Below are 23,627 nucleotides of genomic sequence, written 5' to 3'. Positions count from 1 at the left end.
CGTATGTCATCCCAGCAGAAGAAGACTCCGGCTCGTCAGGGTTTCAAGACCGGTGAATCGATTGTGTATCCAGCTCACGGCGTTGGCCAGATCGTCGCGATCGAAGAGCAGGAAGTAGCCGGTCATAAGCTTGAGCTTTTTGTTATTGACTTTGAAAAAGACAAAATGCGCCTCAAGGTGCCAGTCGCTAAGGCTGTAACCATCGGTATGCGCAAGCTTTCGGAAACCGATTATGTCGAGCGTGCATTGAAGGTCGTCCAGGGCCGTGCACGCGTGAAGCGCACCATGTGGTCGCGCCGTGCGCAGGAATATGATGCAAAGATCAATTCCGGCGATTTGATCATGATTTCTGAAGTTGTTCGTGATCTGCATCGCGCTGAAAACCAGCCTGAGCAGTCTTATTCCGAACGTCAGCTTTATGAAGCAGCGCTCGACCGTATGGCGCGTGAAATCGCTGCCGTGAACAAGCTTTCCGACACGGAAGCTGTTCGTCTTATCGAAGCAAATCTCGCCAAGAGCCCGAAACGCACCAAGGCTGATGCCGATGCGGAAGGCGATGTTGACGGCGATGAAGTCGAAGCAGCGTAATAAACGTTTGCGTTGTTCTCTAAAAAGCCCGGCTCTGCCGGGCTTTTTATTTATCTGGTTTAGTACTCACCAAGCTGAGCGCTTCCGAGATGTCCATTTTTCAATGGGTGTCTCATCTAAAGTAATTCTGATTCAAGCAATATCGCGAGAGCTGCTCTATCTTTTTGTTTTGACGCATTATCCTACGCCAAACCGCTTCGCACTTTTGGCTTAAATGCTCTATTTTCCTGCAATGTCAAAGATTTATAGTGTCTAAATGGAACCGGAAGGTTCCTGCCGCGTTGTTAAGCAGCACCAGTTCGTAAACGGGTTTGTTTTGCGGCGTATCAGTCTGGCCTCAGAGCGGGTCTGTAAAAGGCATTTTGAACGAATAAAAGACGTTCATTCAATTGTTCTTCGCAGAGCTGGAATATCTTTTGTCTTGCGCTTCCAATTTTTTGAAAGCCTCGCAGTCAGAACAGGAGAACCAGATGAAGACGTCATCCGCAAGCAGTTCCTCCACCGTTCCAGCAGCGCGTTTGCCAATGGTGGCGCGCAACATGCCACCAGCTGCCGCCTCTTCTCCCCAGTCCATGATCCGCAATGCGATGTCTGCACCTTATCTGGAGCGGGAGGAAGAACGTGCGCTGGCCATTCGTTGGAAAGAGAACAAAGATCAGGATGCCCTTCATCGCATCACGGCGTCACATATGCGACTTGTGATTTCCATGGCCGGGCGCTTCCGCAAGTTCAAGCTGCCGATGAGCGATCTTATTCAGGAAGGCTATGTAGGCCTGCTTGAAGCGGCTGCGCGCTTTGATCCTGAACGAGATGTGCGCTTTTCGACCTATGCGTCGTGGTGGATACGCGCTTCGATGCAGGATTACATTCTGCGCAACTGGTCAATTGTTCGCGGCGGCACAAGTTCTGCGCAAAAGTCGCTGTTCTTCAATCTTCGCCGTTTGCGCTCCAAGCTTGCTCAGGAAGATGAGACGATGAGCAAGGCGGAAATCTATAGCCAGATCTCCACTCAGCTTGGCGTCTCTGCAAGCGATGTCGAGTTCATGGATAGCAGGCTCTCAGGCTCTGACAGTTCGCTCTCGGCTTCAATGAATAATGATGAATCCGGTGCATCGAGCCGCATGGATTTTCTCGTTGACGATCATCCATTGCAGGATGAAGTCGTGGAAAGCACCATCGACATGGAACGTCGAGTTAGCTGGCTTCATATAGCCCTTCATGCGCTTAACGAGCGTGAGTTGCACATTATTCGCGAACGTCGGCTTGATGATGACGGCGTGACACTGGAAGCGCTGGGCGAAAAACTCGGTATTTCAAAAGAGCGCGTCAGGCAAATCGAGAGCCGTGCGATGGAAAAGCTCAAGCTTGCCCTGTTGGATCAGCACGAAATGGCCGCCTATCAGGCCTGAACCTTATTCTTTATGCCCTGTAAGCCGGGGCGACCAGTCTTCCACCTTGCGATTTTCGAGACGGCGGACAGCATAACGCTTCCAGCCGTCTGCAAGGTGCGGGATCTGAGCCATTTCAGCAAGCTGATCATAATTGAGCATATCGACGTAAAGCAGATGCCAAACCCGGTGCAGCGTCCATTCCGGCGAAAGCCGCTCAACCAGCTTCATCGTATCGTTCTCGGCAACGACACCTTCTTCCAGAACACGATAGTACCAGCCGGTGCGGCCGGTTTTTTGCACGCGCATGGCCATATCCGGCACATCAAAACGTGCATTCAGCTTCCAGCAAGGCTGCCGGCCTTGCGAAACCTCCACGAGCGCTGTGCCAATGCGGAAGCGGTCGCCGATTGCAACATTGTGCTCGGTCAGTCCGGTCGTTGAAATATTCTCGCCAAAAGCGCCAGATGCATCAAGACGAGGATTGTCACCTACGTCCTCACGCCAATCATCATAATGATCGTGGGGATAGTGATGGACGGCTTTTTCCGGGCCGCCATGCACTTTTTTGTCGCCTTGCTCATCGCATTCTAGACCGTCACGAAGAAGCCTTGCAGGACCGGAAACGGCCTTCTTATCAATGCCGCTCGGTGCCTGTCGTTCTCCCAAAGGAGCGATCTTTCCGGCAAGCAGTGCACTGATACGGATTTCCATTTCCACTTTCGGGGTGATCCTTATTCGCTAATGAGTTTTACCCGATCACCAACCGACACCGTCGCGCCAGCAGACATCGCATTGAGCAGGCGGAACAGTTCAAGCTTGCGCGTCGTGCCCTGCATGCGTGCGGAAAGGCTCGCCATCGTATCGCCCGGCTTCACAGTAACGACGCGAATGCGCAATGGCTTGATCGCATTCTGCTCGGCAGGGGACAGTAAGCGGAATGACTGGGTTACGGTCTGCGAAGCAGGCAGCAAGGCATTGCTCCCCTTAGGCGCTGCAGTCAGGAACCGATAAACCTTATTGTTTGCGCCGATTACCACAATATCGAACTGCCAGCGGTCGGCACTTGCGCGTGCGGTGGCGGCAGGCAGGCCATTGATTGTGATCGGACGGATCGAGCTTTCATCGAGGCCTGTTACCCAACCCGATTTGATATAATCGGTGAGGTTTGAGCCTGCGGGCAGGGATGCACCGTCGAAACGGATTGCTACTTCACCCGGACCGCTCGCCATGACGGCATTCGCCGAATTGTCGATGGTGAAGCCTTCAGGTGCGGTGAAGGTTACGCCCAGTTTTGGATGGATGAAGGTCTGTTCACGAACATAGCCTTCATTGGGCGAGTCGCCATAAAGAAGCCCATCGATTCCGTTGAGGAAGGAATCGCGATCTGTGGTGCCAACCCCCGGTGCGCCAATGCGGCGTGCATGTCCGAGCGCAAGCTGAATGCGCTGCGGGGTGGCTGGATGGCTTGCAAGAAAGTCGAGGCTTGCATCTGTTGCGCCAGAAACTGACCGGAAATCCGTATAGGCTTCCATCGATTGCAGGAAGCGTGCGGAAGCAAACGGATCGTAGCCCGCTTCACCAATCATCTTGATGCCAATGGCGTCGGCCTGCAGTTCCTGATTGCGTGAGAACTGGGCAAGGCGCAGTTTGCCGCGAATGGTTGCTTCCCGGCTTGCGCTCTCGTTATGCAGGACTTCGGTCGCGACACGTCCGGCAATCGCCGTCTCGGCTTCCTTCTCCTGCCGAAGGATACCGTGGTTGGCGACGACATGGCCCATTTCGTGAGCAATGACGGCTGCAACCTCCGAGGAATCGTTGGCTAGCGCCAGCAAGCCGCGTGTCACATAAAGAAAACCACCGGGCAGCGCGAAAGCATTGATATTGGGACTATCGAGAATAGTGATGCGATAGGTCTGATCCGGCTTGTCGGAAACGGTCGTCAGATTGCCAACGATCTTGGCAACCATGCGCTCGAGTTTCTGATCCTTGTACTCTCCGCCATAGGTCGCGAGGATACGCGGGTGCTGTTGTGCGCCGATCTGTGCCAGACGGTCGTTGCGGGTGACGTTTTCGACCGTTACCGGATTTGAGGACGGCTGAAGGCCAAGATCCTTGCTCGAATTGATCGACTGACAACCTGAAATCAAGGCAACAGCAAGCAAGCCAAGACCGATGGCTGGTTTCCGCCAATTGCGCTGCATCCGTTCTGGCAGAGAGACTGGAAGACACAGGGAGGCCCGGACACGGGTCTGTTGACGGATCAGTATTTTACCCTCGCAATTGAATCAGCGTCGATATCGTGGCGCAAATCTAGCTACAGACTGAATAGCCCACAAGAAGTAGATCAGTGTTCTAAGCCGTTCTTCAAGCTGATTGCGAACAAAATATGTCCACAACCGTAACATTCAGAGCGCGTTTCGATGAGCATGTTATCCGAAAATCGTTTCACACTTTTCGGGATGCTCCCCCACAGCGTTTCCAGTTGTGAATGGAATCACATGAAAAGCTTCATTTGAGCTTCGGTGCCTGCTCACCGATATAGTGCTTCAATGCTTCCGGTCCAGATGATGACAGCAACTCAACGGCGGGCCCTTGAGCGGAAATCCGACCATTGTCGAGAAATAGCAACAATGCGTCGAGATAAAGGGCATCTTCTGGCGTATGGGTGACCATCAACACGGTCATGGCGTTTTCCCGCTGTAATTCACGCACCAGATCCAGCATTTGGTGACGCAGCGCTGGCCCCAGTGAGGCGAATGCCTCATCAAGCAAAAGGACGGGGCGTTCACGCACCAGCGCACGCGCTATCGCCACGCGCTGACGTTCACCACCGGAAAGAGCTTCGGGCTTACGCTGTTCTTTCCCCTGAAGCCCGACGCGGCCAAGGGCGCTGGCTATGGCTCTCCGGTCTGCTTCACTGAGCTTCAGATTGGGCGAACGACCAAGCCCGACATTCTGCTCGACCGTCAGATGCGCAAAAAGATTGTTTTCCTGAAATACCATGGAGACAGGCCGGGATGCCGGTGGCAGGTGGGTGACATCGGTTGTGCCGATTAAAACTTGCCCAGCCTGTGGCGTCTCGAACCCTGCAATGAGGTTGAGAAATGTGGATTTTCCCGAACCACTTGGGCCGACAATCGCCGTGATAACGCCGCCCGGCACATTCACATCGAAATGCATGTTGGTTTCGCCATAGCTGAAACGAACATCTTCAAAGCGGATATTTGCCAGATTGGTCTTAGGCGGCGGGATATTCATGAACGGGGCGTTTCCTTTCGGGCTGCGGCGCGATCTGCAATCATCATCAGACCAAGACATAGAAGACCGAGAATAAGCGCAAGGCCTGCTGCGTCGAATGTGCGATAGCTGCCCATACGCTGAAACAAAAGATAGGGCAGGGTCAGCAAGGCATCGCTGCCGAAAAGGGCGATTGTGCCCAAATCGCCGAGAGACAGCGCCATTGCAAAGGCAAAGGCCATTCCGAATGGCCTGCGGACCGACGGCCAATCGATAAGTCGCAGTCGATTAAAACCTTTGATGCCAAGCTGAGCGCAAAGCCTGTTGTGGCGCACGGCTGATGTATCCCATGCGGGTCTTAGCAACCGTACGGCAAATGGCATGGCCATAGCGGCATTCACGGTCACCACCATCAAGGGAGCCATTGCGAATGGGTCAGTGAAATGGCGCAGCAGAATGAACCATCCCGCTCCAAGTACGATAGGTGGCATCACCAATATGAGACTGGCGCCCGTGTCAAAGAGGTTGGCGAGCCGTATGTTCCGGGTCGCCTCGCGCGCGATAACAAGTGAGAGCGAGAGGATGACGGAAAGCAGGGCAGCAGAAAAGCCGAGCGCGATGCTGGTGGAGATTGCGCGCCATACGGTTCGTTCGCTCAACAATCGCACCAGATCTGCGGCAAGGCCCGAAATGACGACACCTGAAACAGGCAGCGCCACATAAAGAAAGCCGATCACAATCGCTATAATATTGAAAACACGTTCTCGCGTAGATGGTTTGCCATAACGTCTGGCTGTCGTTGCAAGCGTGAAGCCCTCTTCTGACGGACGCCCGGTCAGACGCAGTGCCAGCAGGATCATCAATGTCAGCGCGAGCTGTGCGAGCGTGAGTGCTACAGCACGTGCCGGATCAAAATCGAAATGCAGGCTTTGGTAGATTGCGACTTCAAGCGTTGTTGCGCGAGGGCCGCCGCCCAGTGTCAGTACGGTGGTGAAGCTGGTGACGCAGAGCATGAATATGAGGCCGGTCATGCCCGGCAAGTTACGCCGGATGGCAGGCCATTCGATGAGACGAAAGCGTGGCGTGCTGTGCATACCGAGTTGCGCTGAAAGTTTCCAGTAATCGGCGGGGATCGTTTCATACGCGGCAAGAATGAGCCGGACCGCCAGTGGCATGTTGAAAAACACATGCGCAATAAGAATGCCGGTGATGCCGTAAATATCGGGCGAGACCGGGTAGCCAGCCGATTGCGAAAGCTGCGCAATGAAACCATTGCGACCATAAATGCTGGTGATGCCAAGCACAGTCACAAGGGCGGGCAGCGCCAGCGGCAGAGCAAAGAGACGCAGAATGAAGCTGCGTCCCGGAAAGCTCGCTTCCGAGTAAAGCGCGCGCGCCACAGGAATTGCGAACAGCACGGATAGAAGGCTTGATGCTGCCGCTTGCAGGATCGTGAAACGGGCTACCCGCAGTAGGTAGCTATCGAAATAGACGTCAGTGCTGAAGCCACTGGCTTCCATCGCCAGAGCCAGCAGCGAGCCGCCGACCAGAACCGCCAGAAAGCCAAGCGCCAGTATGCCTGCGAGTGGTTTGATCGCAGGCATTTGTCTTGGATGGCCGATGGTCAGCGGTTTGCTCATTTGCTGGAGGCTGCAAGCCATTCATCAACCCAAGCTTTGCGGTTTTTCGCAACTTCATCGGCTGGGATCAGAAGTGTTTTTTCAGGCTTTGGCAGCTTGTCGAAAGCCGGAGCAAGTGGCTGTGAAGTCTTGCCTGCCGGATACATCCAGTTGGTTTCAGGGATCACATCCTGAAAACCGGGACCAGTCATGAAGGTAAGAAACTTCTGAGCCAGTGGGTTTTTCGCACCGGTTGTGGTCTGTGCAGCAAGTTCAATCTGAAGGTAATTGCCTTCCGGATAGGCCAGTGCCTTGTAGCGCTCGGTGTTTTCCGCAATCATGTGATAGGCAGGCGACGTTGTGTAAGAGAGCACCATCGGCGCTTCGCCCTTGGTGAAGAGACCATAGGCTTCCGACCAGCCCGGTGTAACCGTCAGGATGCGCTTTTGCAGTTTTTCCCAGGCTTCACCCGCCTGATCGCCATAGACCGATTTGATCCACAGCAGAATGCCAAGGCCGGGTGTTGATGTCCGCGGGTCCTGAATGACGATTTTCTGTGACGGATCACCTTCGATCAGTTCTTTCAGGCTTTGCGGCGGGTTGGGCAGTTTTTCGGAATCATAGACGATAGCGAAGTAGCCATAATCATAAGGCACGAAAGCATCGTCCTTGAAGTCACCCGGCACTTTGACATTGGACAGATCAATGCCACTTGGCGCGAAATAGCCGGTGGCATGTGCTTCTGTTGTCAGGTTCGTGTCGAGACCGAGCACGATGTCGGCTTTTGTATTACCGCCTTCGAGCTTCAGACGGTTGAGAAGGGCGACACCGTCAGCTGATGCAATCCATTCCAGTTCGCAATCGCATTCCTTCTCAAAATTTTCCTTCACCTTGGGACCTGGACCCCATTCGGAAACGAAACTGTCATAGGTGTAAATGGTGAGCTTATCTTTTGCCTGAGCGTGAGGCGCAAAGGCGAAAGCCGCAGAGAGCGATAAGGTGAGCAGAGATAAAAGCCGCATAACGGCAAGTCCTTTCTTTTATTTAAAGGATTGAGCGCCGTTATCGATAAATCGGGCAGCATCTAATCCCTCCGCCGGTACAAGCCGGATCAGGTTCAGCGGGTTAGCCGGAGTGCGGCTTCTCAGCCATTCAATGGTTGAATGGCACCCCGTTAGAGCGAGGTCGACAATAGTGCCTTGCAAACAGAAGGGCAAGAGATGGCGATGATCAAGATGCAGGCTTTCGAGGACAAATGCCACGTGTTATGAGCGACTTATGAGCACATTTGTTATTCTTCTCGGCGGCGATCTCGTCGTCACTGAACGTTTGAAACGGCAGATAGCTGGTGCACGGGTTCTTGCCGCGGACGGCGGTATGCGCCATGCGGAAGCCCTTGGTGTTGAGCCTGAGCTTTGGTTGGGAGACTTCGATTCGACCTCGGGAGCATTGAAAGAAAAATATGCGCATGTGCCGCAAAGAGCCTTCCCCGCTGCCAAGGATATGACGGACGGTGAACTTGCACTTGAGGAAGCCTTTGAACGCGGAGCGAAGAAGGTCATTCTCTGTGGTGCATTTGGTGGCTCGCGCACGGATCACACGCTTCTGCATCTGACGATGGCGACGGCGCAGGTGGCAAAAGGCAGAGACATTCTTCTGTCGAGCGGGGTTGAGGAAGCATGGCCATTGGTTGCGGGAGACCATGTTTATGATTTCCCGGATGGCACGTCATTTAGTGTTGTGAATTTCTGCACCGTTGAAGGGTTTTCAATCACAAATGCCGAGTGGCCGTTAGACAATGTGACCTTGCCGTTCGGGTCGTCATGGACGGTATCCAATATTGTACGTGGAACTCTTTGTGTTTCCGCACGTTCAGGCCTTGCGATACTTGTAGCGAACTTGAGTGAGGAGGCTCATTTTCAGGGCAGCTGCTAACCTTAAAAATTGAAACTGCTTGACGCTGACAGTCGAAACGTATTGTAAATGGATCAAGCGGGTATGATCTGCTTTACGCCGAAATTGGGGACGCAAAGTCGGTGTTGGTGTAACTCTAGTAGGAGATTGTTTCATGAAATCACGTCTTTCCATGATTGCAATCGTCGGTGCGCTTGCGTTCTCAACGGCAGCATGCACGACGGCTGAACAGCGTACCGCTGGTTATGGTGTTGGTGGTGCTGCTCTTGGTGCGCTCGCTGGTGGCGCAATTGGTGGTAACGGTCGCGGTGCTCTGACCGGCGCTGCCATTGGTGCTGTCGGTGGTACGCTTCTCGGTGCTGCGACAACCCGTAACAATGTTCAGTATTGCCGTTACCGCGATAATTACGGCCGCGTTTACGAAGCGCCTTGTAACTAAGACGCTATCGACCGTTTAGCGGTATCAAAGTTTAAAGAACAGGCCGGGGAAACCCGGCCTGTTCGTTTTTTGACGGTTCCATTTGACAGAATGACTTTTGTCCCCGACAAGCAGGGCGGAATTTTCAACCGCTTTTTTCAAAGAGAACCATGGCACCTCCGCTTCTTCGCCTCGACCAGATCAAGCTTACCTTTGGCGGAACACCGCTTCTGGAGGAAGCTGCCCTTTCTGTGAGTGAGGGCGACCGCATTGCGCTGGTCGGCCGAAACGGTTCAGGCAAGTCTACTTTGCTGAAAATCGCGGCCAGCATGGTCGAGCCGACCTCGGGCGAAGTCTTCAAGCATCCAGGCGCGACGGTTCGTTATCTGCCGCAGGTGCCGGACCTTGATGGGTTTGCCAATGTGCGCGCTTATGTTGAAGCTGGTCTTGGACCGGCGGACGATCCGCATCGTGTAACCTACCTTCTTGAGCATCTGGGGCTGACCGGCGAAGAAAAGCCGGATCATCTGTCTGGTGGTGAAGCGCGCCGTGCGGCTCTTGCACGCGTGATCGCGCCACAGCCTGACGTGCTGTTGCTTGATGAACCGACGAACCATCTCGATCTTAACACCATCGAATGGCTGGAAGACGAGCTGCGTCAGATTCGTTCGGCCATCGTGCTGATCTCGCATGACCGCCGTTTTCTCGAAAATGTCAGCCGTTCGACGGTGTGGCTTGATCGCGGTATTACGCGTCGTATCGATCAGGGCTTTGGGCATTTTGAAGAATGGCGCGACAAGGTTCTTGAAGAAGAAGAGCGCGATCATCACAAGCTTGGCCGTCAGATTGCGCGCGAAGAGCATTGGCTGCGCTATGGCGTAACAGCACGTCGCAAGCGCAATATGCGCCGTCTTGGCGAGTTGCACTCGATGCGCTCGGAGTTTCGTAATCATCGCAAGGCGCAAGGCACTGCTGTTCTTGCAGCAAGCGATTCCAAGGAATCCGGCAAGCTTGTCATTGAAGCGAAAAAGCTCAACAAAGCTTATGATGAGCGCGTACTGGTCCGAGATTTTTCGACTCGTGTTCAACGCGGTGACCGGATCGGGCTTGTTGGTCCTAACGGGGCAGGCAAGACCACACTTTTGTCAATGCTTACTGGCAAGCTTCAGCCCGATTCAGGCACTTTGCGCCTTGGTGTCAATCTCGAAATGGCCGAGCTTGATCAGAAGCGTGAAAGCCTCAATCTGGATGATACGCTGGCGCATTATCTGACCGATGGTCGCGGCGAAAGCCTCATCGTCAATGGTGAGCAGCGCCATGTCGTTTCTTACATGAAGGACTTTCTTTTCCAGCCTGAACAGATACGCACGCCGATCCGAGAACTGTCAGGTGGTGAAAGAGCGCGTCTCATGCTGGCGCGTGTTCTGGCAAGACCGGCCAATCTGCTGATCCTTGATGAGCCGACCAACGATCTTGATATGGAAACGCTCGATCTTTTGCAGGAACTGGTTGCAGGCTTTCCGGGCACAGTCATTCTCGTCAGCCATGATCGTGATTTTCTTGATCGTACCGTGACCTCTGTGATTGCGCCAGAAGGTGATGGTAACTGGCTCGAATATGCCGGCGGCTATGCCGATATGATGGCTCAACGCAAAGAGCAGGCCTTGGCACGACGCAATGTGAAGGCAGCTGCCGCACGCGCCGACGACAAGGCTGACGACAAGGCTGGCGACAAGGGCAATGAGGCTGTGCAGCCCAAGCGCGAGGAAAAGCGCAAGCTTTCCTACAAGCAGAAATTTGCACTTGAAAGTCTGCCCGGCAAAATGGATGTGCTGGCTAAGGAAATCACTGTGCTGGAAGGGAAGCTGGCCGATCCGCAGCTTTACGCCAAAGACCCGACGCTTTTTGCCAAGACCGCCGATCTTCTCGAAAAAAAGCGTTCTGAACATTCAGCCATGGAAGAAGAATGGCTGGAACTTGAAATGTTGAGAGAAGAGATCGAGGGATAATTTCTTATCCCTCGACGACAGATCCTAGGCACTTGCCTTGTTGAGCAGCGCGATAGCTTCTGCATCCAGTTTGATCTGTGTTGCATCGATCAGTTCACCAAGCTGAGCAGAACGCGTTGCGCTGGCTATGGGGGCCGTGATCGCCGGATGAGCGATCAGCCAGGCAATCGCAATCTGTGCAGGGGTGGCATCATTTGCGCGGGCCACCTGGTCGAGCGCCGCAATGATACGCGACCCACGATCGGTGAGGTATTTTTCGACGGCCGCGCCGCGCGCACTCTGTCCAAGATCATCCTTTGAACGGTATTTACCCGTCAGGAAGCCGGATGCGAGCGAGTAATAGGGAATGACGCCCAGCTCATTATCGCGGCAGATGGCTTCAAGCCCGCTTTCAAAATCAGAACGATCATAGAGATTGTAAAGCGGCTGCAACGTTTCATAGCGTGGCAGATTGTGTTTGCTCGACGTATCAAGCGCCTCAGCAAGACGTTGCGGCGTGAGGTTGGATGCGCCGATAGCGCGCACCTTGCCCGCTGCGATGAGCTCTTTATAGGTTCCCAGTACATCCTCGAAGGGTGTTTCCGGATCATCCCAGTGGGACTGATAAAGATCGATATAGTCGGTTTGCAGCCGCTTGAGGGAGGCGTCGACGGCTTTGCGGATATAGCTGGGAGAAAGGCCTTTTTCGTCCGGCCCCATTTCTGAGCCGACCTTGGTAGCGATAACGACTTTATGGCGCAGGCCGCGGGATTTCAGCCAGTTTCCGATAATGGTTTCGGATTCTCCGCCAACATTGCCGGTCGCCCATGCGGAATAGACATCCGCTGTGTCGATGAAATTAAGTCCTGCGTCGACAAAACGGTCGAGAAGCGAAAATGACGTTGCTTCGTCGACCGTCCATCCAAATACGTTGCCGCCAAAACAAAGCGGCGAAACCTCGAGTTCAGTACGTCCGAGCTTTCTAAACTCCATGGACCCTATCCCCTTCCTGAGCATACGGTTCCTCACGGACCCGCAGGGTTACGATTTCAGGAAGAGAGTTGGGCCCTTAAAGTCAGCCCATGCCCAATGCATCCATATAAAGCTGGAGCATGGCTTCTTCTTCCTGACGTTCATGGTCTTCTTTTTTACGCAGACGAATAATGGTCCTTACGACCTTGCTGTCAAACCCCGAACCCTTCAATTCCGCGTAAACTTCCTTGATATCGTCGCCGATGGTCTTTTTTTCTTCTTCAAGACGCTCAATGCGCTCGATGAAAGCACGCAACTGGCCAACAGCAATTGTCTGGGCTTCGCTGGTAATGTCGTCGCTCACGGGTTTCTCCAATTCAAAGTCGATTATGAATGCAAGCAATAGCGGTTTGTTTCGACACGCGTATCGTCACCGGAAAGCCGGTTCCAACTTTTCTGCGACATGCTGTAGAGGAACAGCGCGGTTGTCGAAAGTCTGAAACGTTTTTCCTGCGAGTCGCGGGCAAAATTAAGAGGCTTTGCGGCCATTTATCGTCTTTTGGCTGTGGATAGCGGGTAAAGGCGATTAATCGATAGGCCCTGTTCGCGAACCAAAATGCCGGATTTCATGGATTTCCGGCAGTGCGTTGATGGCGCTGAGCATCGGTGCCAGTCGCTCGGCCCACTCGGTCGCGCCGGCTTTTTCTGCAATCAGATCCTGTCGTACTTCAATGAGCACATGTGCATAGCCGCGGCTGGTTGCATGACGATACATGGCATCGTTTTTCAACGCGCCATTATATGGCTCGTTGTCGCCGACGATGAGGCCGGGCTCGTCGCGTAGCATTGTAAGGAGCGGAGTAATCGCGCGCGGATCGGAATCCCATAGAAGACCGATGTGCCATGGCCGATCCTTGCCACGCCAGTTTGGCGTGAAGGAATGGATGGAAACAACAAAAGGCGCTTTGCCACTCGCAAGTGCGACCCGGGTGCTCACGGATGCGACTGCGTCATGATAGGGACGGTAGAAGTTATCGAGGCGCTTTTCGCGCTCGTCCGCTGTCATCGGATAATTGCCGGAAATGACCGCGCCGTCCGACAATTGCATGATGAGGGTCGGGTCATCTTCACCGCGATTGGGATCAATCAGCAGGCGCGAAAAGCCGCCCATGACCGCAGGCGCACCAATCTTTTCTGCCAGTTGCCGTGTTAACTCCTCAACGCCGATATCATAAGCGATATGTCGTTCAAACTCGCTTTGGTCCAGACCCAGACTGCCATATTCAGTCGGCAAATCGCGGCGTGCATGATCGGCGGTCAGAAGGAGGCCGAGGCTGAGATCGCCATTGATCTGGTGGACGGGGGAAAAGGACGGGTCAGACGACATCGAGCAGCTTCTTGAGTAGGATTTTTGTCATAAATCACAAGTAGTTTCAGCTCTGTCACGAGAAAGTCGAGATTGCAACGCTCATTCTCAAAAGAAAAAGGAAGCAGTTTCCGGCTCGATGCATGGGTGCGAATCTAATCGTTTAAATTGCGCTGAAATCGCTATGCAGTTTGATTGGAAATGCTGTAACTGATTTGTTCTCTCCGGGATTGCGTTGACATCAAAGGTGAAACTGCCGAAAAGAGAGCGACCGAAAGAGGATTTCCTTGCGTGAGACAAAAGCGATTGCGGGCTGAAGGAGTTCGGCGAATGCGACTTCCACTTTTCTTAGGTTTGTTCTCCAGCGTGCTTATCGGTACACTGGGTATAACATCTTTGGAAGCGCGTGCTGATTTTCGAGTATGTAACTCAACCCAGAACCTGGTTGGTGTCGCCATTGGCTATAGAGCCAAGACAGGCTGGGTAACTGAGGGCTGGTGGCATATTGACGGTTCGACCTGCAAGACGCTGCTCGAAGGACCGCTCTCGTCGCGCTTTTACTATCTTTACGCTGAAGATTCCCAGAGTGGCGGCCGCTGGGAAGGCAAAGTGAACATGTGTGTTGCGGAAAAGGAATTCCGTATCACGGGTGTTCAGGATTGTTTTGCGCGGGGGTTCCAGCGCAATGGCTTCCAGGAATACGATACCGGGGAACAATCGAGCTGGATGGTACAGCTTACCGACGAAACGCCGTTAGAAAACTCCACAGTTACAGGAACTAATAATCAATGAAGCGCAACCGCAAGGTCAAGATTCTCGCCACACTCGGCCCGGCGTCCGGCGAGGAATCTGTCATCCGTCAGCTTTTTGAAGCCGGAGCAGACGTCTTCCGTATCAACATGAGTCATGCCGATCATGACACGATGCGTACGCTTGTTAAGCGCATCCGTAATGTCGAAAAAGAACTTGGCCGTCCTATTGGAATTCTGGCGGATCTTCAGGGACCCAAGCTGCGCGTTGGCAAGTTCAAGAATACCAAGGTTACGCTCGTCGCAGGTCAGACCTTCACGCTCGACAACAATGAAGAGCTCGGGGACGAAACCCGCGTTTATCTTCCGCATCCGGAAATTCTGGAAGCTGTCGAGCCTGGCCATCGCCTTCTCATCGACGACGGTAAGCTGGAACTGATCGCCGAAGCCAGTGATGGCAAGTCGATTCGTTGTAAGGTTATCGCCGGAACCAGCATTTCTGATCGCAAGGGCGTTAGCCTTCCGGATACGACGCTGGGTGTCGGCGCGCTGACCGAGAAGGACTACAAGGATTTCGAGGCCGTTCTGAAGGAAGAAATCGACTGGGTTGCCCTGTCGTTCATTCAGCGTCCTGAAGATCTGATCGAAGCCCGCAAGTTCTCTGGCGGCAAGGTCAGTCTGATGTCGAAGATCGAAAAGCCGCAGGCCGTGACCCGTCTCGATGAGATCATCGAACTCTCCGACGCTATCATGGTTGCGCGTGGTGACCTTGGCGTTGAAATGCCGCTGGAAAGCGTTCCGGGCATTCAGAAGCAGATGATCCGCAGGGCACGCCGCGCTGGTAAGCCGGTTGTGGTTGCAACGCAGATGCTTGAATCGATGATCACCGCACCGGTTCCGACCCGCGCTGAAGTGTCGGACGTTGCAACTGCTGTATTTGAAGGCGCTGATGCTGTCATGCTTTCGGCAGAATCCGCTTCCGGTCAGTATCCGGTTGAAGCCGTCGCAACGATGAACCGCATCGCCGAGAAGGTTGAGCGCGAGCCGACCTATCCGGGCATTCTCGATGCGCAGCGAGCGATCCCTGAACCAACTGGCGCTGACGCGATTTCACTTGCGGCTCGTCAGATTGCAGAAACGCTGAACCTGTCGGCAATCGTCACTTATACAGCTTCTGGTACGACAGGTCTTCGTGCGGCGCGTGAGCGTCCGCGTACGCCAATCATCGCGCTTTCGCCGGTTGTTGACACCGCACGTCGTCTTTCGGTTGTCTGGGGCCTGCATTGCGTCGTTACTGAAGATGCACATGATCTGGAAGATATGGTCGATCACGCTTGTCAGGTTGCCTTCAAGGAAGAATTTGGCAAGGCTGGCGATCGTCTGATCATTACCGCAGGCGTACCATTCGGAACGCCAGGTGCGACCAATCTCCTGCGCATCGCCTATATCGGTGCTGACGGTCAGTCTACAGACTAAACTGGCGGTATTCGGCTTCTGGTGGCCTGCAAATGGCGTGATTTTTCGCTTCCGGTGCTCACGTACGTTAGAGCGCGTTTCGATCTGATTGGATCAGATCGGCGCTCTAATCATTTATTTTTACGCGCATCTTTTCCGAAAACCGTTTCACACTTTTCGGGATGCGCTCTAAGTACGCTGCGCGCCGGTTCTCAAATCCCACCATTTTCGGCTCACCATAGTCCCGAATCCCATCCAGTTGGGGTTCTTATGAAAGCAAGAAAAACGCGCTCTGAAAAGAGCGCGTTTTTGTTTGACCTAGAGCATGTCTCCCGAAAGCGGGAACCGGTTTCGGGAGACATGCTTAAAAACAAACAGATAGAGCATTTCCAACGATTCAATCAAAACAGGAAATGCTCTATTGAGGGAAAATCAGGTCCGGGTGTCGCTCAACTCTTCGGTGAGATCGAAGAAGCTCTTCTGAGCGTCGCGCATCATCGGATTGATCTGCAGTGCCTGTTCATAGGCCCGCATTGCCTGTTCTTTCAGTCCGCGTGCGCGCAGAATATCTGCCATGCCGGTGAGCGCCCCATAATGGCGTGGCTCAAGCTCCAGCGTACGATTGATGTCATACATGGCGTGGGCATAGTCGTTACGCAGGTAATAGACCGTCGCACGACGGTTCCATGCCTCAGCATAGTCCGGATCGATTGCTATGGCTTCATTCAGGAAATCGAGTGCTGAAGTGTAGCGCTTTTCAAGCATAGCGCTACTTGCCCATTGCACGAGCAGGTCTACCGTAGCGCTGCCTGACTGCGACCAGATTTGATTGATCTGAACGGTGATGCGGCGCGCCTTTGTCTCGTCGGATGTGCGCTTGAGATCAGCAAAAAGCTTGTCGAGGCGCTCTTCAGGCGTTTGCACTGCAGCCGGAGCAGGCGTTTCCCGCTGTGGCTTTTGTTCGCTGTCAGCGCCAACCTGAACAGACAGGATAGGGGCTGTGAGCGATGGCTTTGTTGTACCAGCAAGGGCAGGGCTTGTAACAAGCAAAGCTGCGCCAAAGGCTGACAAAAGCGAGAGGTAACCCAGATGTGCAAAAACGTTCCGCATGCGCATAATCTTTATCATGCGCAGCGAAACGTCAAATGCAAAATCAAAAATAAGATTAGCCCTGACGAGCCTTGAAGCGCGGAGCAGTCTTATTGATGATGTAAACGCGGCCCTTGCGGCGAACGAGCTGGCAGTCACGATGACGAGCCTTGAGCGCCTTGAGCGAATTCTTGATCTTCATGTCAATCACCGGTCTTGGTTGGCCCATCGACAGGACATGCCGCCGGGCTGCATATAAACAGGCGCCCAAGGCGCCAATTGGTTACAGGCAGTATTCCTGCCCGAAGGGTTGGCCGAAATACACAATATTCCAGCCAAATGTCAACTCCTGCGCGGCAGATTCACGAAGCTCTGTTCTGAAAATCTTGCCGCAGAGGCCTGATAGCAGGGGAATCGGATGGATTCCCCTATATTACTCAACTTGCGCGGGGCTTTATACGGGTCACATGGCCCATTTTACGACCCGGGCGAGCTTCCTTCTTGCCGTAGAGATGCAGCACTGCATTCGATTCTGCGAGAATCGCTGGCACCTGCTCAATATCGTCGCCGATCAGATTCTCCATTACACAGTCCGAATGGCGAACTGCATCGCCCAATGGAAGCCCTGCGACTGCACGAATATGCTGTTCGAATTGCGAAATGGCGCAAGCGGCCTCTGTCCAGTGACCGGAATTATGCACGCGTGGCGCAAACTCATTGGCAAGCAGGGTGCCGTCCGCAAGAACGAAGAACTCGAGGCCGAGCACACCGACATAATCGAGTGCGTGCAGAAGCTTTTCGGCGGCCGTGCTTGCAGCTTCGGCAGTTTTCTCAGAGATGGCAGCCGGAACGGTTGAAGTTGCCAGAATGCCGTCCTTGTGGACGTTCTCAGTGATATCGAAAATCGCAACATTGCCGCTGCGGTCGCGGGCTGCGATAACCGAAACCTCACGCTCAAACGAAATAAAGCCTTCAAGGATAGCAGGCGCGTGCTTGATAGCTTCCAGTGCCTTGCGGGCTTCGTCTTCGTTGAGTGAGGTCAGGCGAACCTGTCCCTTGCCATCATAACCCAGTCGACGGGTTTTCAGAATTCCGCGTTCACCAAGCGCACCAAGAGCTGCAATGAGCGTTTCTTCATCATCGACCAGACGCCAAGGCGCGGTTTCGATGTCGCTCTCATTGAGGAACTGCTTTTCGGTAAAGCGATCCTGCGAGATTTCAAGTGCCGCAGGTGGAGGGAAGACGAGGGCCGATTCTGCAAGTTTGTCGGCGGCTGAAACCGGCACATTCTCAAATTCATAGGTGATGACGTCGGAAGCCGCTGCGAGTGCTGCAAGTGCTGCCGGATCATCATAAGCTGCAACGATCTGGCGATTTGCCACCTGTGCCGCAGGACAATCGGCCTGCGGTTCCAGAATGATGGTCTCATATCCGAGGCGTGCAGCCGCCATTGCCAGCATACGGCCGAGCTGACCACCGCCAATGATACCGATTGTCGACCCTGCTTTCAGGCCTGCTTTCAGTGCTGAATGTGCCATATCAGACCTCATCGGATGGGCGTTCTGCAACACTTTCGGTCTGCGCTGTGCGCCATTCGTCCAAACGTACTGCGAGTGCATCGTCATAAAGTGCGAGAACGGCTGCGGAGAGAAGCGCTGCATTCACAGCACCTGCACGGCCGATAGCCAGAGTGCCGACGGGAATGCCCGCAGGCATCTGGACGATCGAAAGAAGCGAGTCATGGCCCGAAAGGGCTTTGGATTGCACGGGCACGCCAAATACCGGAAGAGACGTCATGGCTGCGGCCATGCCGGGAAGATGAGCTGCTCCGCCAGCACCGGCGATCACGACCTTGAAGCCCTCGGCCTTTGCACCTTTGGCGAAAGCGACAAGGCGGTCTGGTGTGCGATGCGCAGAGACGATGCGGGCGTCAAAGGAAATGCCAAGAGCCTCCAGTGTGTCTGCTGCATGGCGCATGGTTTCCCAATCGGACTGGCTGCCCATGATGATGGCGACGTCTGCACTCACGCTCATTGATCTTTCCTGCTCCGCTTCCGTAGTTCGGTCGTTGGTATACTAAAAACAAAGCCGGGCGGACCCCGGCTGTAAGCTCTTTGTTATCTAAAGCTCAGGCGATGATGTCAGGAATGACGTGATCTTCCATTTCCTGCAGCTTGTCTTTGATAGCGAGCTTTTTCTTTTTCATACGCTGAATGCGCAGCTGATCGCAGCCCACCTGCATCATCGCGTTGATGGCTGCATCGAAATCCGCGTGTTCCTGTTTCAGACGTGCGACGGCCAATCTGATTTCGGCCTGTTCCTGATCGGACATGCGGTTTGCCCCGTATTGTTCAGAATAATATTACGGGCCGTACCAGCGCGGCACAGACCCGTTTCGAGAGCAGCCCTTATCACATTTTTCGTGATTGGAAAATGCTACCACGACAAATTCGACTTTCGACCTCACTCATGCCAAAGTGTCATGGTTCTGTCATGAGCGGCTGTCAACGGGCTGCGGTTCATGACAGTCGGGACTGCGTAACTGGCCCGAAAAAACAGGAGTATTTTGGGTCTTTGCGCAGTGTGAGCGGGTGAAGCTTTGCGGTTGGCAGGTACTTCGCGCACGGTTTCATCCTTTGGGAAATCAATCAAAGGAGAAATGATGATGGCTATAGAGTCCCATCTTGCCACGCTCGAAAAAAAGCACGGCGCTCTGGAGCAGGAAATTTCCGATGCCATGGCGTCACCGGCAATGGACAATCTTCACGTTGCATCTCTCAAGCGTAAAAAGCTCGTGCTCAAGGAGCAGATTGAAAAACTGAGAACCCAAGTCACTCGACATTAAAGTAACCCGTCAATAGAGCGCCGTGCGCCCTGTTGGGCGCACAAAGGTCGCTCTCACAGTTTAACTATGCAGTAGAGCGTGTTTCGATCGAGTAGGGTCGCTACCCTAAGATTTTGAAATCCGGAAGCTCTGCAAGCAGTACGCAATCGCCATTGGTGACGGCCAATAGGACGGTACTGTTGAAGATGTTGGCGGCTGTGCATCAGCCGCCGAGCATCCTCCCGCATCCAATATTAGACGAATTTAACAGCACTATGAAAAGCAGCGATTATTCGCTGCTTTTTTGTTGGCTATTCCCAGAAGACCCTAACGCGTGTCGCGCTTTAAGTATTTGTTTTTACGCATGTCGTTAACGGAAAAACGGTCCCCACTTTTCCGCGACATGCTCTAGTTTTCCGTCTCGGCTCTTGGGTCGAGATTCATCGCTTCAGGTGTTGCGCTTTTGACTGATGGCATGCTTTTGAACTGTTCTTTTTCGGCCTTTGGTACTGAGGCGCGCCTGCGTGACCGGAATAGCGCATAGCCTGTGATCGAGATGTGGGCGAGGGCAGTTATGGCGAAAAGACCGGACGGCCAGAAGATGTCCATTGCAGCTGCAGCCAGCAACGGCCCAAGCATGGTGCCGAAACCGTAAAGCAGCAGCAGGCCACTTGATACTTTCACGAAGCTTTCAGACGAAGCGTGATCGTTCGCATGGGCGACGGCGACCGGATAGAGTGCATAGGCGAGCGCGCCGTAGCAGCCCGTCATGATGATAATGATTTTACCGTTTGATGGCCCGATTATGAAAGCCATGAGCCCGACGAGAGCTGCAAGTGATGCAACGCCCGCCAAGACATAGCGCCGGTCAACGAGGTCGGAAATGCGCCCAACCGGAATTTGCATCAAAGCGCCGGCGGCGATGGTAACACTGACCATCAAGGCGATTTCCGTAGTCGAAATGCCGGATTTCGCGCCAAACACAGCACCCAGCGTGCCCCATGCGCCATTGGCAATACCGATCAGGATACAACCCACGAAGGCTGCGGGTGAATTGCGGTAAAGCGCTTTGAGATCAAGTTGGACCTCGGTAAGCGGTTTTGGACTGACAGCCGTCGACATGGCCGTTGGGATCAGCGCCAGACAGAAGAGAATACCGGTGATCATAAACAGATGATCGCTGCGGATATCGCCGTTCGCTACCATCATCTGGCCGCTCATCGTGGCACCGTAGTTGACCATCATATAAAGGCCAAAAATCTTGCCGCGGGATTCATTGGTGGCGCGCTCATTGAGCCAACTTTCGATCACCATGAATGCACCAGCCATGGAGAAGCCGGTAAAGGTGCGCAAAATAATCCACGATATCGCATCAATATAAATGCCGGACAGGAGGGCGATGACAGCCGCAGACGATGCAAAACAACCGAAAGCGCGGACATGACCGACGCGTCGCACCAGACGGGGTGCAAACAGGCAGCCAGCGACGAAACCGCCCGCCCATGTTGTGCCGAGCAAACCAAGAGATGCAACGGAGAAGCCTTCAAGGCCGCCGCGCAATGGCAGCAGCAGACCATGGAGACCGGAGGCCATCAGAAGAAAGGCTGTGCCACAAAGTAGCGCCAGAACCTGAATGTAAATACGCAAGATCACGTTCCCGGGATTTTATGAAGTCGCATGAGACGCGACTTCGCTCTATCGTTGATGATCAGGCTGAGACGATATCTCAGCGGAAAAGCGCTTCGGCGGCAGCGCGGCTGTCGCCTTTTCTATGCCTTTCAGCCTTCAGGCGCTCAATTTCGGATTGTAGCAAAGTGATGCGTTGGTCGATCTCCAGGACCGAAAGCAGAGATAGCTCATCTTCACTCAGAACCACACTGTCGCGCGGCTTGCTTGCATCTTCATCGATACCGCTCATGGCCTTCCTCCGGAGTCTATGACGGAACTATAAGGGCAGAAAAGATTTAACACCTTGAATCTTCGCATATATATTTCAAGAAATCGATGATGATTTCCCTAATGAAATGCGTTGCACTCGACGTGAGGCATTTCTGCGACGCATAAAGGGTAATCCCGTTGCGGACCAATCGGCGCCATGGGCGATTTGAACAGGAGTTTAATCATGATGGCCGAACTGCCTTCCCAGATGACAGCAATCGAAATTGCGGGCCCGGGTGGCGCGCATATGTTGCGCCCGATCCAGCGTTCGGTGCCTGAACCAAAAGCAGGGGAAGTTCTGGTTCGGATACGTGCAGCGGGCGTCAATCGCCCCGATGTGCTTCAGCGTGAAGGACACTATGCGCCACCGGCGGGTGCATCGGATATTCCGGGGCTTGAGATTGCGGGGGATATTGTTGCGCTTGGCGAAGGCGTCGAACGCTACAAGATTGGCGATCAGATTGTGGCGCTGCTTGCTGGTGGCGGCTATGCCGAATATGCGGTTGTACACGAAACCAACGCGCTGCCTCTGCCTTCCGGCTACGGCTATATTGAAGCCGCCGCAATCCCCGAAACCTTTTTCACTGTCTGGCATAATGTGTTTGAGCGTGGGGGCCTGAAAGAAGGCGAGACATTGCTGATTCACGGTGGTTCATCGGGCATCGGAACAACAGCTATTCAGCTCGGCAAAGCATTCGGTGCCAATGTGATTGTTACAGCAGGATCGGTCGACAAGTACGAGGCCTGTTTAAAGCTTGGCGCGGACAGGGCCGTGAACTATCGCGACGAGGACTTCGTAACGGCCGTCAAAGATGCGACCAAAGGCAAAGGTGCCGATGTCATTCTCGATATGGTGGGCGGCGACTATGTGGATCGTAATTACAAGGCCGCAGCAGACGATGGACGCATTGTACAGATTGCGTTTCTGAATGGTGCCAAGGCAACCGCAAATTTCGCACTTCTGATGACGAAACGCCTAACCCATACCGGCTCGACATTGCGTCCGCGGTCTGTGGGCTTCAAAGCAGACATTGCGCGGGAACTGGAGGCAAAAGTCTGGCCGCTTCTGGCAGCCCGCAGCGTCTCGCCAGTCATGGATATGATTTTTCCGCTCAAAGACGCATGGCGGGCACATGACCGGATGGAAGGTGGTCAGCATATCGGCAAAATCGTCCTCGACGTAGCATGATGCCGGAGGCGCTTTTTTGTATCCGATAGAGAATAGGGGATGTGGTGGAAGCGCTTTCTTGCTCTACGGTCAAAAAAAATATATATAGGCCGTGATTTCCCGGAATTTGTGGTTTTTCCCACGTCCCGCACCACCGGAGCGGACGAACAGAAGGATTATATCTAATGGCCACCCAGCTTCTTATGCCGAAGGCAACGGCCGTCTGGCTCGTCGATAATACGGCTTTGTCTTTTGATCAGATTGCTGCTTTCTGCAAGCTGCATCCGCTTGAGGTGAAGGCAATTGCTGACGGTGAAGCTTCGCAGGGCATCAAGGGGCTTGATCCAGTTATCACCGGCCAGATTTCGCGCGAAGAAATTGCCAAGGGTGAAAAGGATCCTTATCACCGCCTGAAGCTTTCCGACCCGAAGGTGCGCGTACCGGAAGCCAAGCGCAAGGGACCACGTTACACGCCGCTTTCCAAGCGTCAGGACCGTCCAAATGCGATTCTCTGGCTGGTGCGTAACCATCCTGAACTGAAAGATGCGCAGGTTTCCCGTCTGATCGGCACGACTAAGTCGACCATCGAACAGATTCGCAACCGCAGCCACTGGAATTCAGCCAATCTGACGGCGATGGATCCTGTGACGCTCGGCCTTTGCACACAGATCGACCTCGATCTTGAGGTCGAACGTGCAGCACGCAATCGCCCGGCACAGGAATCTGACAGCACATTGCTGCCAGCATCTGCGACCGAAAACTTCGATTATCGTGATGAGGCGCCTGAAGAGGAAGAGCTGGATGCGGACAAGGTATTCGCAAAGCTCTCTTCGCTGAAGAGCTCAAACACCGACGAAGACGAAGAATAAGCTTTCTTCGACAAGACAAAAAACCCGCCGTTCCGGCGGGTT

General features: G+C 53.8%; 26 protein-coding genes and 1 riboswitch. Of the genes, 11 read left to right on the top strand and 15 right to left on the bottom strand.

Annotation, left to right across the window (positions count from 1 at the left end):
- Positions 1-3: 3 nt before the first annotated feature.
- The 3 genes from ACSME1_RS05145 (at position 4) to ACSME1_RS05135 (ending at position 1,997) form a co-directional block, all read left to right on the top strand.
- On the top strand, positions 4-588 hold the full coding sequence (locus ACSME1_RS05145) for a CarD family transcriptional regulator (RefSeq protein WP_024895771.1): 585 nt from the start codon (positions 4-6) through the stop codon (positions 586-588).
- Positions 569-802 carry a hypothetical protein gene (locus ACSME1_RS05140; protein ID WP_146111767.1) on the top strand — a complete coding sequence of 78 codons (234 nt, stop codon included), beginning with the start codon at positions 569-571 and terminating at the stop codon, positions 800-802. The genes ACSME1_RS05145 and ACSME1_RS05140 overlap by 20 nt, the downstream gene beginning before the upstream one ends.
- 256 nt (positions 803-1,058) lie before the next feature.
- Complete coding sequence (locus tag ACSME1_RS05135) at positions 1,059-1,997, top strand: RNA polymerase factor sigma-32 (RefSeq protein ID WP_024895770.1); 939 nt, start codon at positions 1,059-1,061, stop codon at positions 1,995-1,997.
- A 3-nt stretch (positions 1,998-2,000) separates the two neighbouring features.
- On the opposite strand, the gene ACSME1_RS05130 is transcribed toward ACSME1_RS05135, so the two are convergent.
- The 5 genes from ACSME1_RS05130 to thiB form a co-directional block, all read right to left on the bottom strand.
- Positions 2,001-2,690, bottom strand: a complete 690-nt coding sequence (locus tag ACSME1_RS05130) for an MOSC domain-containing protein (protein WP_024895769.1) — start codon at positions 2,688-2,690, stop codon at positions 2,001-2,003.
- Positions 2,691-2,710: 20 nt separating this feature from the next.
- Positions 2,711-4,180: a cell division protease CdlP gene (gene cdlP / locus ACSME1_RS05125; protein WP_051514705.1), complete on the bottom strand. Its 1,470-nt coding sequence runs from the start codon at positions 4,178-4,180 to the stop codon at positions 2,711-2,713.
- Between the two features lie 307 nt (positions 4,181-4,487).
- Positions 4,488-5,237 (bottom strand): thiamine ABC transporter ATP-binding protein, encoded by a 750-nt coding sequence (gene thiQ / locus ACSME1_RS05120; protein ID WP_024895767.1) that lies wholly within the window; start codon positions 5,235-5,237, stop codon positions 4,488-4,490.
- The gene (gene thiP / locus ACSME1_RS05115) at positions 5,234-6,877 is read right to left on the bottom strand and encodes a thiamine/thiamine pyrophosphate ABC transporter permease ThiP (protein ID WP_051514704.1); all 1,644 of its coding nucleotides are present in this window, start codon (positions 6,875-6,877) and stop codon (positions 5,234-5,236) included. Before thiP ends, thiQ begins: the two co-directional genes overlap by 4 nt.
- On the bottom strand, positions 6,853-7,857 hold the full coding sequence (gene thiB, locus ACSME1_RS05110; RefSeq protein ID WP_024895765.1) for a thiamine ABC transporter substrate binding subunit: 1,005 nt from the start codon (positions 7,855-7,857) through the stop codon (positions 6,853-6,855). The genes thiP and thiB overlap by 25 nt, the downstream gene beginning before the upstream one ends.
- Positions 7,858-7,906: 49 nt before the next feature.
- A riboswitch (TPP riboswitch) is annotated at positions 7,907-8,019 on the bottom strand.
- Between the two features lie 94 nt (positions 8,020-8,113).
- Here thiB and ACSME1_RS05105 point away from each other — a divergent pair.
- From ACSME1_RS05105 to ACSME1_RS05095, 3 genes are all read left to right on the top strand, one after another.
- Positions 8,114-8,770 (top strand): thiamine diphosphokinase, encoded by a 657-nt coding sequence (locus ACSME1_RS05105; RefSeq protein ID WP_024895764.1) that lies wholly within the window; start codon positions 8,114-8,116, stop codon positions 8,768-8,770.
- Between the two features lie 133 nt (positions 8,771-8,903).
- Entirely contained in the window at positions 8,904-9,188 is a 285-nt protein-coding gene (locus ACSME1_RS05100; RefSeq protein WP_024895763.1) for a glycine zipper domain-containing protein, read from the top strand.
- 149 nt (positions 9,189-9,337) lie between these two features.
- The gene (locus ACSME1_RS05095; RefSeq protein WP_024895762.1) at positions 9,338-11,176 is read left to right on the top strand and encodes an ABC-F family ATP-binding cassette domain-containing protein; all 1,839 of its coding nucleotides are present in this window, start codon (positions 9,338-9,340) and stop codon (positions 11,174-11,176) included.
- 24 nt (positions 11,177-11,200) lie between these two features.
- Here the strand turns inward: ACSME1_RS05095 and ACSME1_RS05090 are convergent, their stop codons facing one another.
- From ACSME1_RS05090 to ACSME1_RS05080, 3 genes are all read right to left on the bottom strand, one after another.
- Positions 11,201-12,148 carry an aldo/keto reductase gene (locus ACSME1_RS05090; protein ID WP_024895761.1) on the bottom strand — a complete coding sequence of 316 codons (948 nt, stop codon included), beginning with the start codon at positions 12,146-12,148 and terminating at the stop codon, positions 11,201-11,203.
- An 82-nt stretch (positions 12,149-12,230) separates the two neighbouring features.
- A complete protein-coding gene (locus ACSME1_RS05085) occupies positions 12,231-12,491 on the bottom strand; it encodes a DUF2312 domain-containing protein (protein ID WP_007876730.1) in 261 nt (86 codons plus the stop codon).
- A gap of 222 nt (positions 12,492-12,713) precedes the next feature.
- Positions 12,714-13,514 (bottom strand): N-formylglutamate amidohydrolase, encoded by an 801-nt coding sequence (locus tag ACSME1_RS05080; RefSeq protein WP_024895760.1) that lies wholly within the window; start codon positions 13,512-13,514, stop codon positions 12,714-12,716.
- 309 nt (positions 13,515-13,823) lie between these two features.
- On the opposite strand from ACSME1_RS05080, the gene ACSME1_RS05075 reads away from it, so the two are divergent.
- Entirely contained in the window at positions 13,824-14,285 is a 462-nt protein-coding gene (locus ACSME1_RS05075) for a DUF1036 domain-containing protein (protein ID WP_024895759.1), read from the top strand.
- Positions 14,282-15,718, top strand: coding sequence for a pyruvate kinase (pyk, locus tag ACSME1_RS05070; protein WP_024895758.1), 1,437 nt, complete (start codon positions 14,282-14,284; stop codon positions 15,716-15,718). The genes ACSME1_RS05075 and pyk overlap by 4 nt, the downstream gene beginning before the upstream one ends.
- A gap of 411 nt (positions 15,719-16,129) precedes the next feature.
- Here the strand turns inward: pyk and ACSME1_RS05065 are convergent, their stop codons facing one another.
- The 5 genes from ACSME1_RS05065 to ACSME1_RS05045 form a co-directional block, all read right to left on the bottom strand.
- The gene (locus tag ACSME1_RS05065) at positions 16,130-16,813 is read right to left on the bottom strand and encodes a tetratricopeptide repeat protein (RefSeq protein ID WP_432206005.1); all 684 of its coding nucleotides are present in this window, start codon (positions 16,811-16,813) and stop codon (positions 16,130-16,132) included.
- A gap of 49 nt (positions 16,814-16,862) precedes the next feature.
- Positions 16,863-16,988, bottom strand: coding sequence for a type B 50S ribosomal protein L36 (gene ykgO, locus ACSME1_RS05060; protein ID WP_002967908.1), 126 nt, complete (start codon positions 16,986-16,988; stop codon positions 16,863-16,865).
- Positions 16,989-17,223: 235 nt separating this feature from the next.
- The gene (locus tag ACSME1_RS05055; RefSeq protein WP_036566558.1) at positions 17,224-18,324 is read right to left on the bottom strand and encodes a 5-(carboxyamino)imidazole ribonucleotide synthase; all 1,101 of its coding nucleotides are present in this window, start codon (positions 18,322-18,324) and stop codon (positions 17,224-17,226) included.
- 1 nt (position 18,325) lies between these two features.
- The gene (gene purE, locus ACSME1_RS05050; protein ID WP_181153643.1) at positions 18,326-18,814 is read right to left on the bottom strand and encodes a 5-(carboxyamino)imidazole ribonucleotide mutase; all 489 of its coding nucleotides are present in this window, start codon (positions 18,812-18,814) and stop codon (positions 18,326-18,328) included.
- Between the two features lie 100 nt (positions 18,815-18,914).
- Positions 18,915-19,118 (bottom strand): YdcH family protein, encoded by a 204-nt coding sequence (locus tag ACSME1_RS05045; RefSeq protein ID WP_024895754.1) that lies wholly within the window; start codon positions 19,116-19,118, stop codon positions 18,915-18,917.
- Between the two features lie 330 nt (positions 19,119-19,448).
- On the opposite strand from ACSME1_RS05045, the gene ACSME1_RS05040 reads away from it, so the two are divergent.
- On the top strand, positions 19,449-19,631 hold the full coding sequence (locus ACSME1_RS05040) for a YdcH family protein (protein ID WP_024895753.1): 183 nt from the start codon (positions 19,449-19,451) through the stop codon (positions 19,629-19,631).
- 387 nt (positions 19,632-20,018) lie between these two features.
- Here ACSME1_RS05040 and ACSME1_RS05035 read toward each other — a convergent pair whose 3' ends face one another.
- Entirely contained in the window at positions 20,019-21,257 is a 1,239-nt protein-coding gene (locus ACSME1_RS05035; protein WP_105706861.1) for an MFS transporter, read from the bottom strand.
- Between the two features lie 79 nt (positions 21,258-21,336).
- Complete coding sequence (locus tag ACSME1_RS05030) at positions 21,337-21,528, bottom strand: DUF1192 domain-containing protein (RefSeq protein WP_024895751.1); 192 nt, start codon at positions 21,526-21,528, stop codon at positions 21,337-21,339.
- A 204-nt stretch (positions 21,529-21,732) separates the two neighbouring features.
- Between ACSME1_RS05030 and ACSME1_RS05025 the strand changes: the two genes are divergently transcribed.
- Positions 21,733-22,737, top strand: a complete 1,005-nt coding sequence (locus ACSME1_RS05025) for an NAD(P)H-quinone oxidoreductase (RefSeq protein ID WP_105706859.1) — start codon at positions 21,733-21,735, stop codon at positions 22,735-22,737.
- A 164-nt stretch (positions 22,738-22,901) separates the two neighbouring features.
- Positions 22,902-23,585 carry a DUF1013 domain-containing protein gene (locus tag ACSME1_RS05020; RefSeq protein ID WP_024895749.1) on the top strand — a complete coding sequence of 228 codons (684 nt, stop codon included), beginning with the start codon at positions 22,902-22,904 and terminating at the stop codon, positions 23,583-23,585.
- Positions 23,586-23,627: the final 42 nt, after the last annotated feature.

This window comes from Brucella pituitosa, from assembly GCF_965577835.1.
In the GTDB taxonomy this organism is placed as follows: domain Bacteria; phylum Pseudomonadota; class Alphaproteobacteria; order Rhizobiales; family Rhizobiaceae; genus Brucella; species Brucella pituitosa.
This window is presented reverse-complemented; position numbering and strand designations above follow the sequence as displayed.

Coding starts and splice junctions, on each gene's coding strand:
- ACSME1_RS05145 (WP_024895771.1), top strand. CDS start 4: ATGTCATCCCAGCAGAAGAAGACTCCGGCTCGTCAGGGTTTCAAGACC.
- ACSME1_RS05140 (WP_146111767.1), top strand. CDS start 569: ATGAAGTCGAAGCAGCGTAATAAACGTTTGCGTTGTTCTCTAAAAAGC.
- ACSME1_RS05135 (WP_024895770.1), top strand. CDS start 1,059: ATGAAGACGTCATCCGCAAGCAGTTCCTCCACCGTTCCAGCAGCGCGT.
- ACSME1_RS05130 (WP_024895769.1), bottom strand. CDS start 2,690: ATGGAAATCCGTATCAGTGCACTGCTTGCCGGAAAGATCGCTCCTTTG.
- cdlP (WP_051514705.1), bottom strand. CDS start 4,180: ATGCAGCGCAATTGGCGGAAACCAGCCATCGGTCTTGGCTTGCTTGCT.
- thiQ (WP_024895767.1), bottom strand. CDS start 5,237: ATGAATATCCCGCCGCCTAAGACCAATCTGGCAAATATCCGCTTTGAA.
- thiP (WP_051514704.1), bottom strand. CDS start 6,877: ATGGCTTGCAGCCTCCAGCAAATGAGCAAACCGCTGACCATCGGCCAT.
- thiB (WP_024895765.1), bottom strand. CDS start 7,857: ATGCGGCTTTTATCTCTGCTCACCTTATCGCTCTCTGCGGCTTTCGCC.
- ACSME1_RS05105 (WP_024895764.1), top strand. CDS start 8,114: ATGAGCACATTTGTTATTCTTCTCGGCGGCGATCTCGTCGTCACTGAA.
- ACSME1_RS05100 (WP_024895763.1), top strand. CDS start 8,904: ATGAAATCACGTCTTTCCATGATTGCAATCGTCGGTGCGCTTGCGTTC.
- ACSME1_RS05095 (WP_024895762.1), top strand. CDS start 9,338: ATGGCACCTCCGCTTCTTCGCCTCGACCAGATCAAGCTTACCTTTGGC.
- ACSME1_RS05090 (WP_024895761.1), bottom strand. CDS start 12,148: ATGGAGTTTAGAAAGCTCGGACGTACTGAACTCGAGGTTTCGCCGCTT.
- ACSME1_RS05080 (WP_024895760.1), bottom strand. CDS start 13,514: ATGTCGTCTGACCCGTCCTTTTCCCCCGTCCACCAGATCAATGGCGAT.
- ACSME1_RS05075 (WP_024895759.1), top strand. CDS start 13,824: ATGCGACTTCCACTTTTCTTAGGTTTGTTCTCCAGCGTGCTTATCGGT.
- pyk (WP_024895758.1), top strand. CDS start 14,282: ATGAAGCGCAACCGCAAGGTCAAGATTCTCGCCACACTCGGCCCGGCG.
- ACSME1_RS05065 (WP_432206005.1), bottom strand. CDS start 16,813: ATGCGCATGCGGAACGTTTTTGCACATCTGGGTTACCTCTCGCTTTTG.
- ykgO (WP_002967908.1), bottom strand. CDS start 16,988: ATGAAGATCAAGAATTCGCTCAAGGCGCTCAAGGCTCGTCATCGTGAC.
- ACSME1_RS05055 (WP_036566558.1), bottom strand. CDS start 18,324: ATGGCACATTCAGCACTGAAAGCAGGCCTGAAAGCAGGGTCGACAATC.
- ACSME1_RS05045 (WP_024895754.1), bottom strand. CDS start 19,118: ATGTCCGATCAGGAACAGGCCGAAATCAGATTGGCCGTCGCACGTCTG.
- ACSME1_RS05040 (WP_024895753.1), top strand. CDS start 19,449: ATGATGGCTATAGAGTCCCATCTTGCCACGCTCGAAAAAAAGCACGGC.
- ACSME1_RS05030 (WP_024895751.1), bottom strand. CDS start 21,528: ATGAGCGGTATCGATGAAGATGCAAGCAAGCCGCGCGACAGTGTGGTT.
- ACSME1_RS05025 (WP_105706859.1), top strand. CDS start 21,733: ATGATGGCCGAACTGCCTTCCCAGATGACAGCAATCGAAATTGCGGGC.
- ACSME1_RS05020 (WP_024895749.1), top strand. CDS start 22,902: ATGGCCACCCAGCTTCTTATGCCGAAGGCAACGGCCGTCTGGCTCGTC.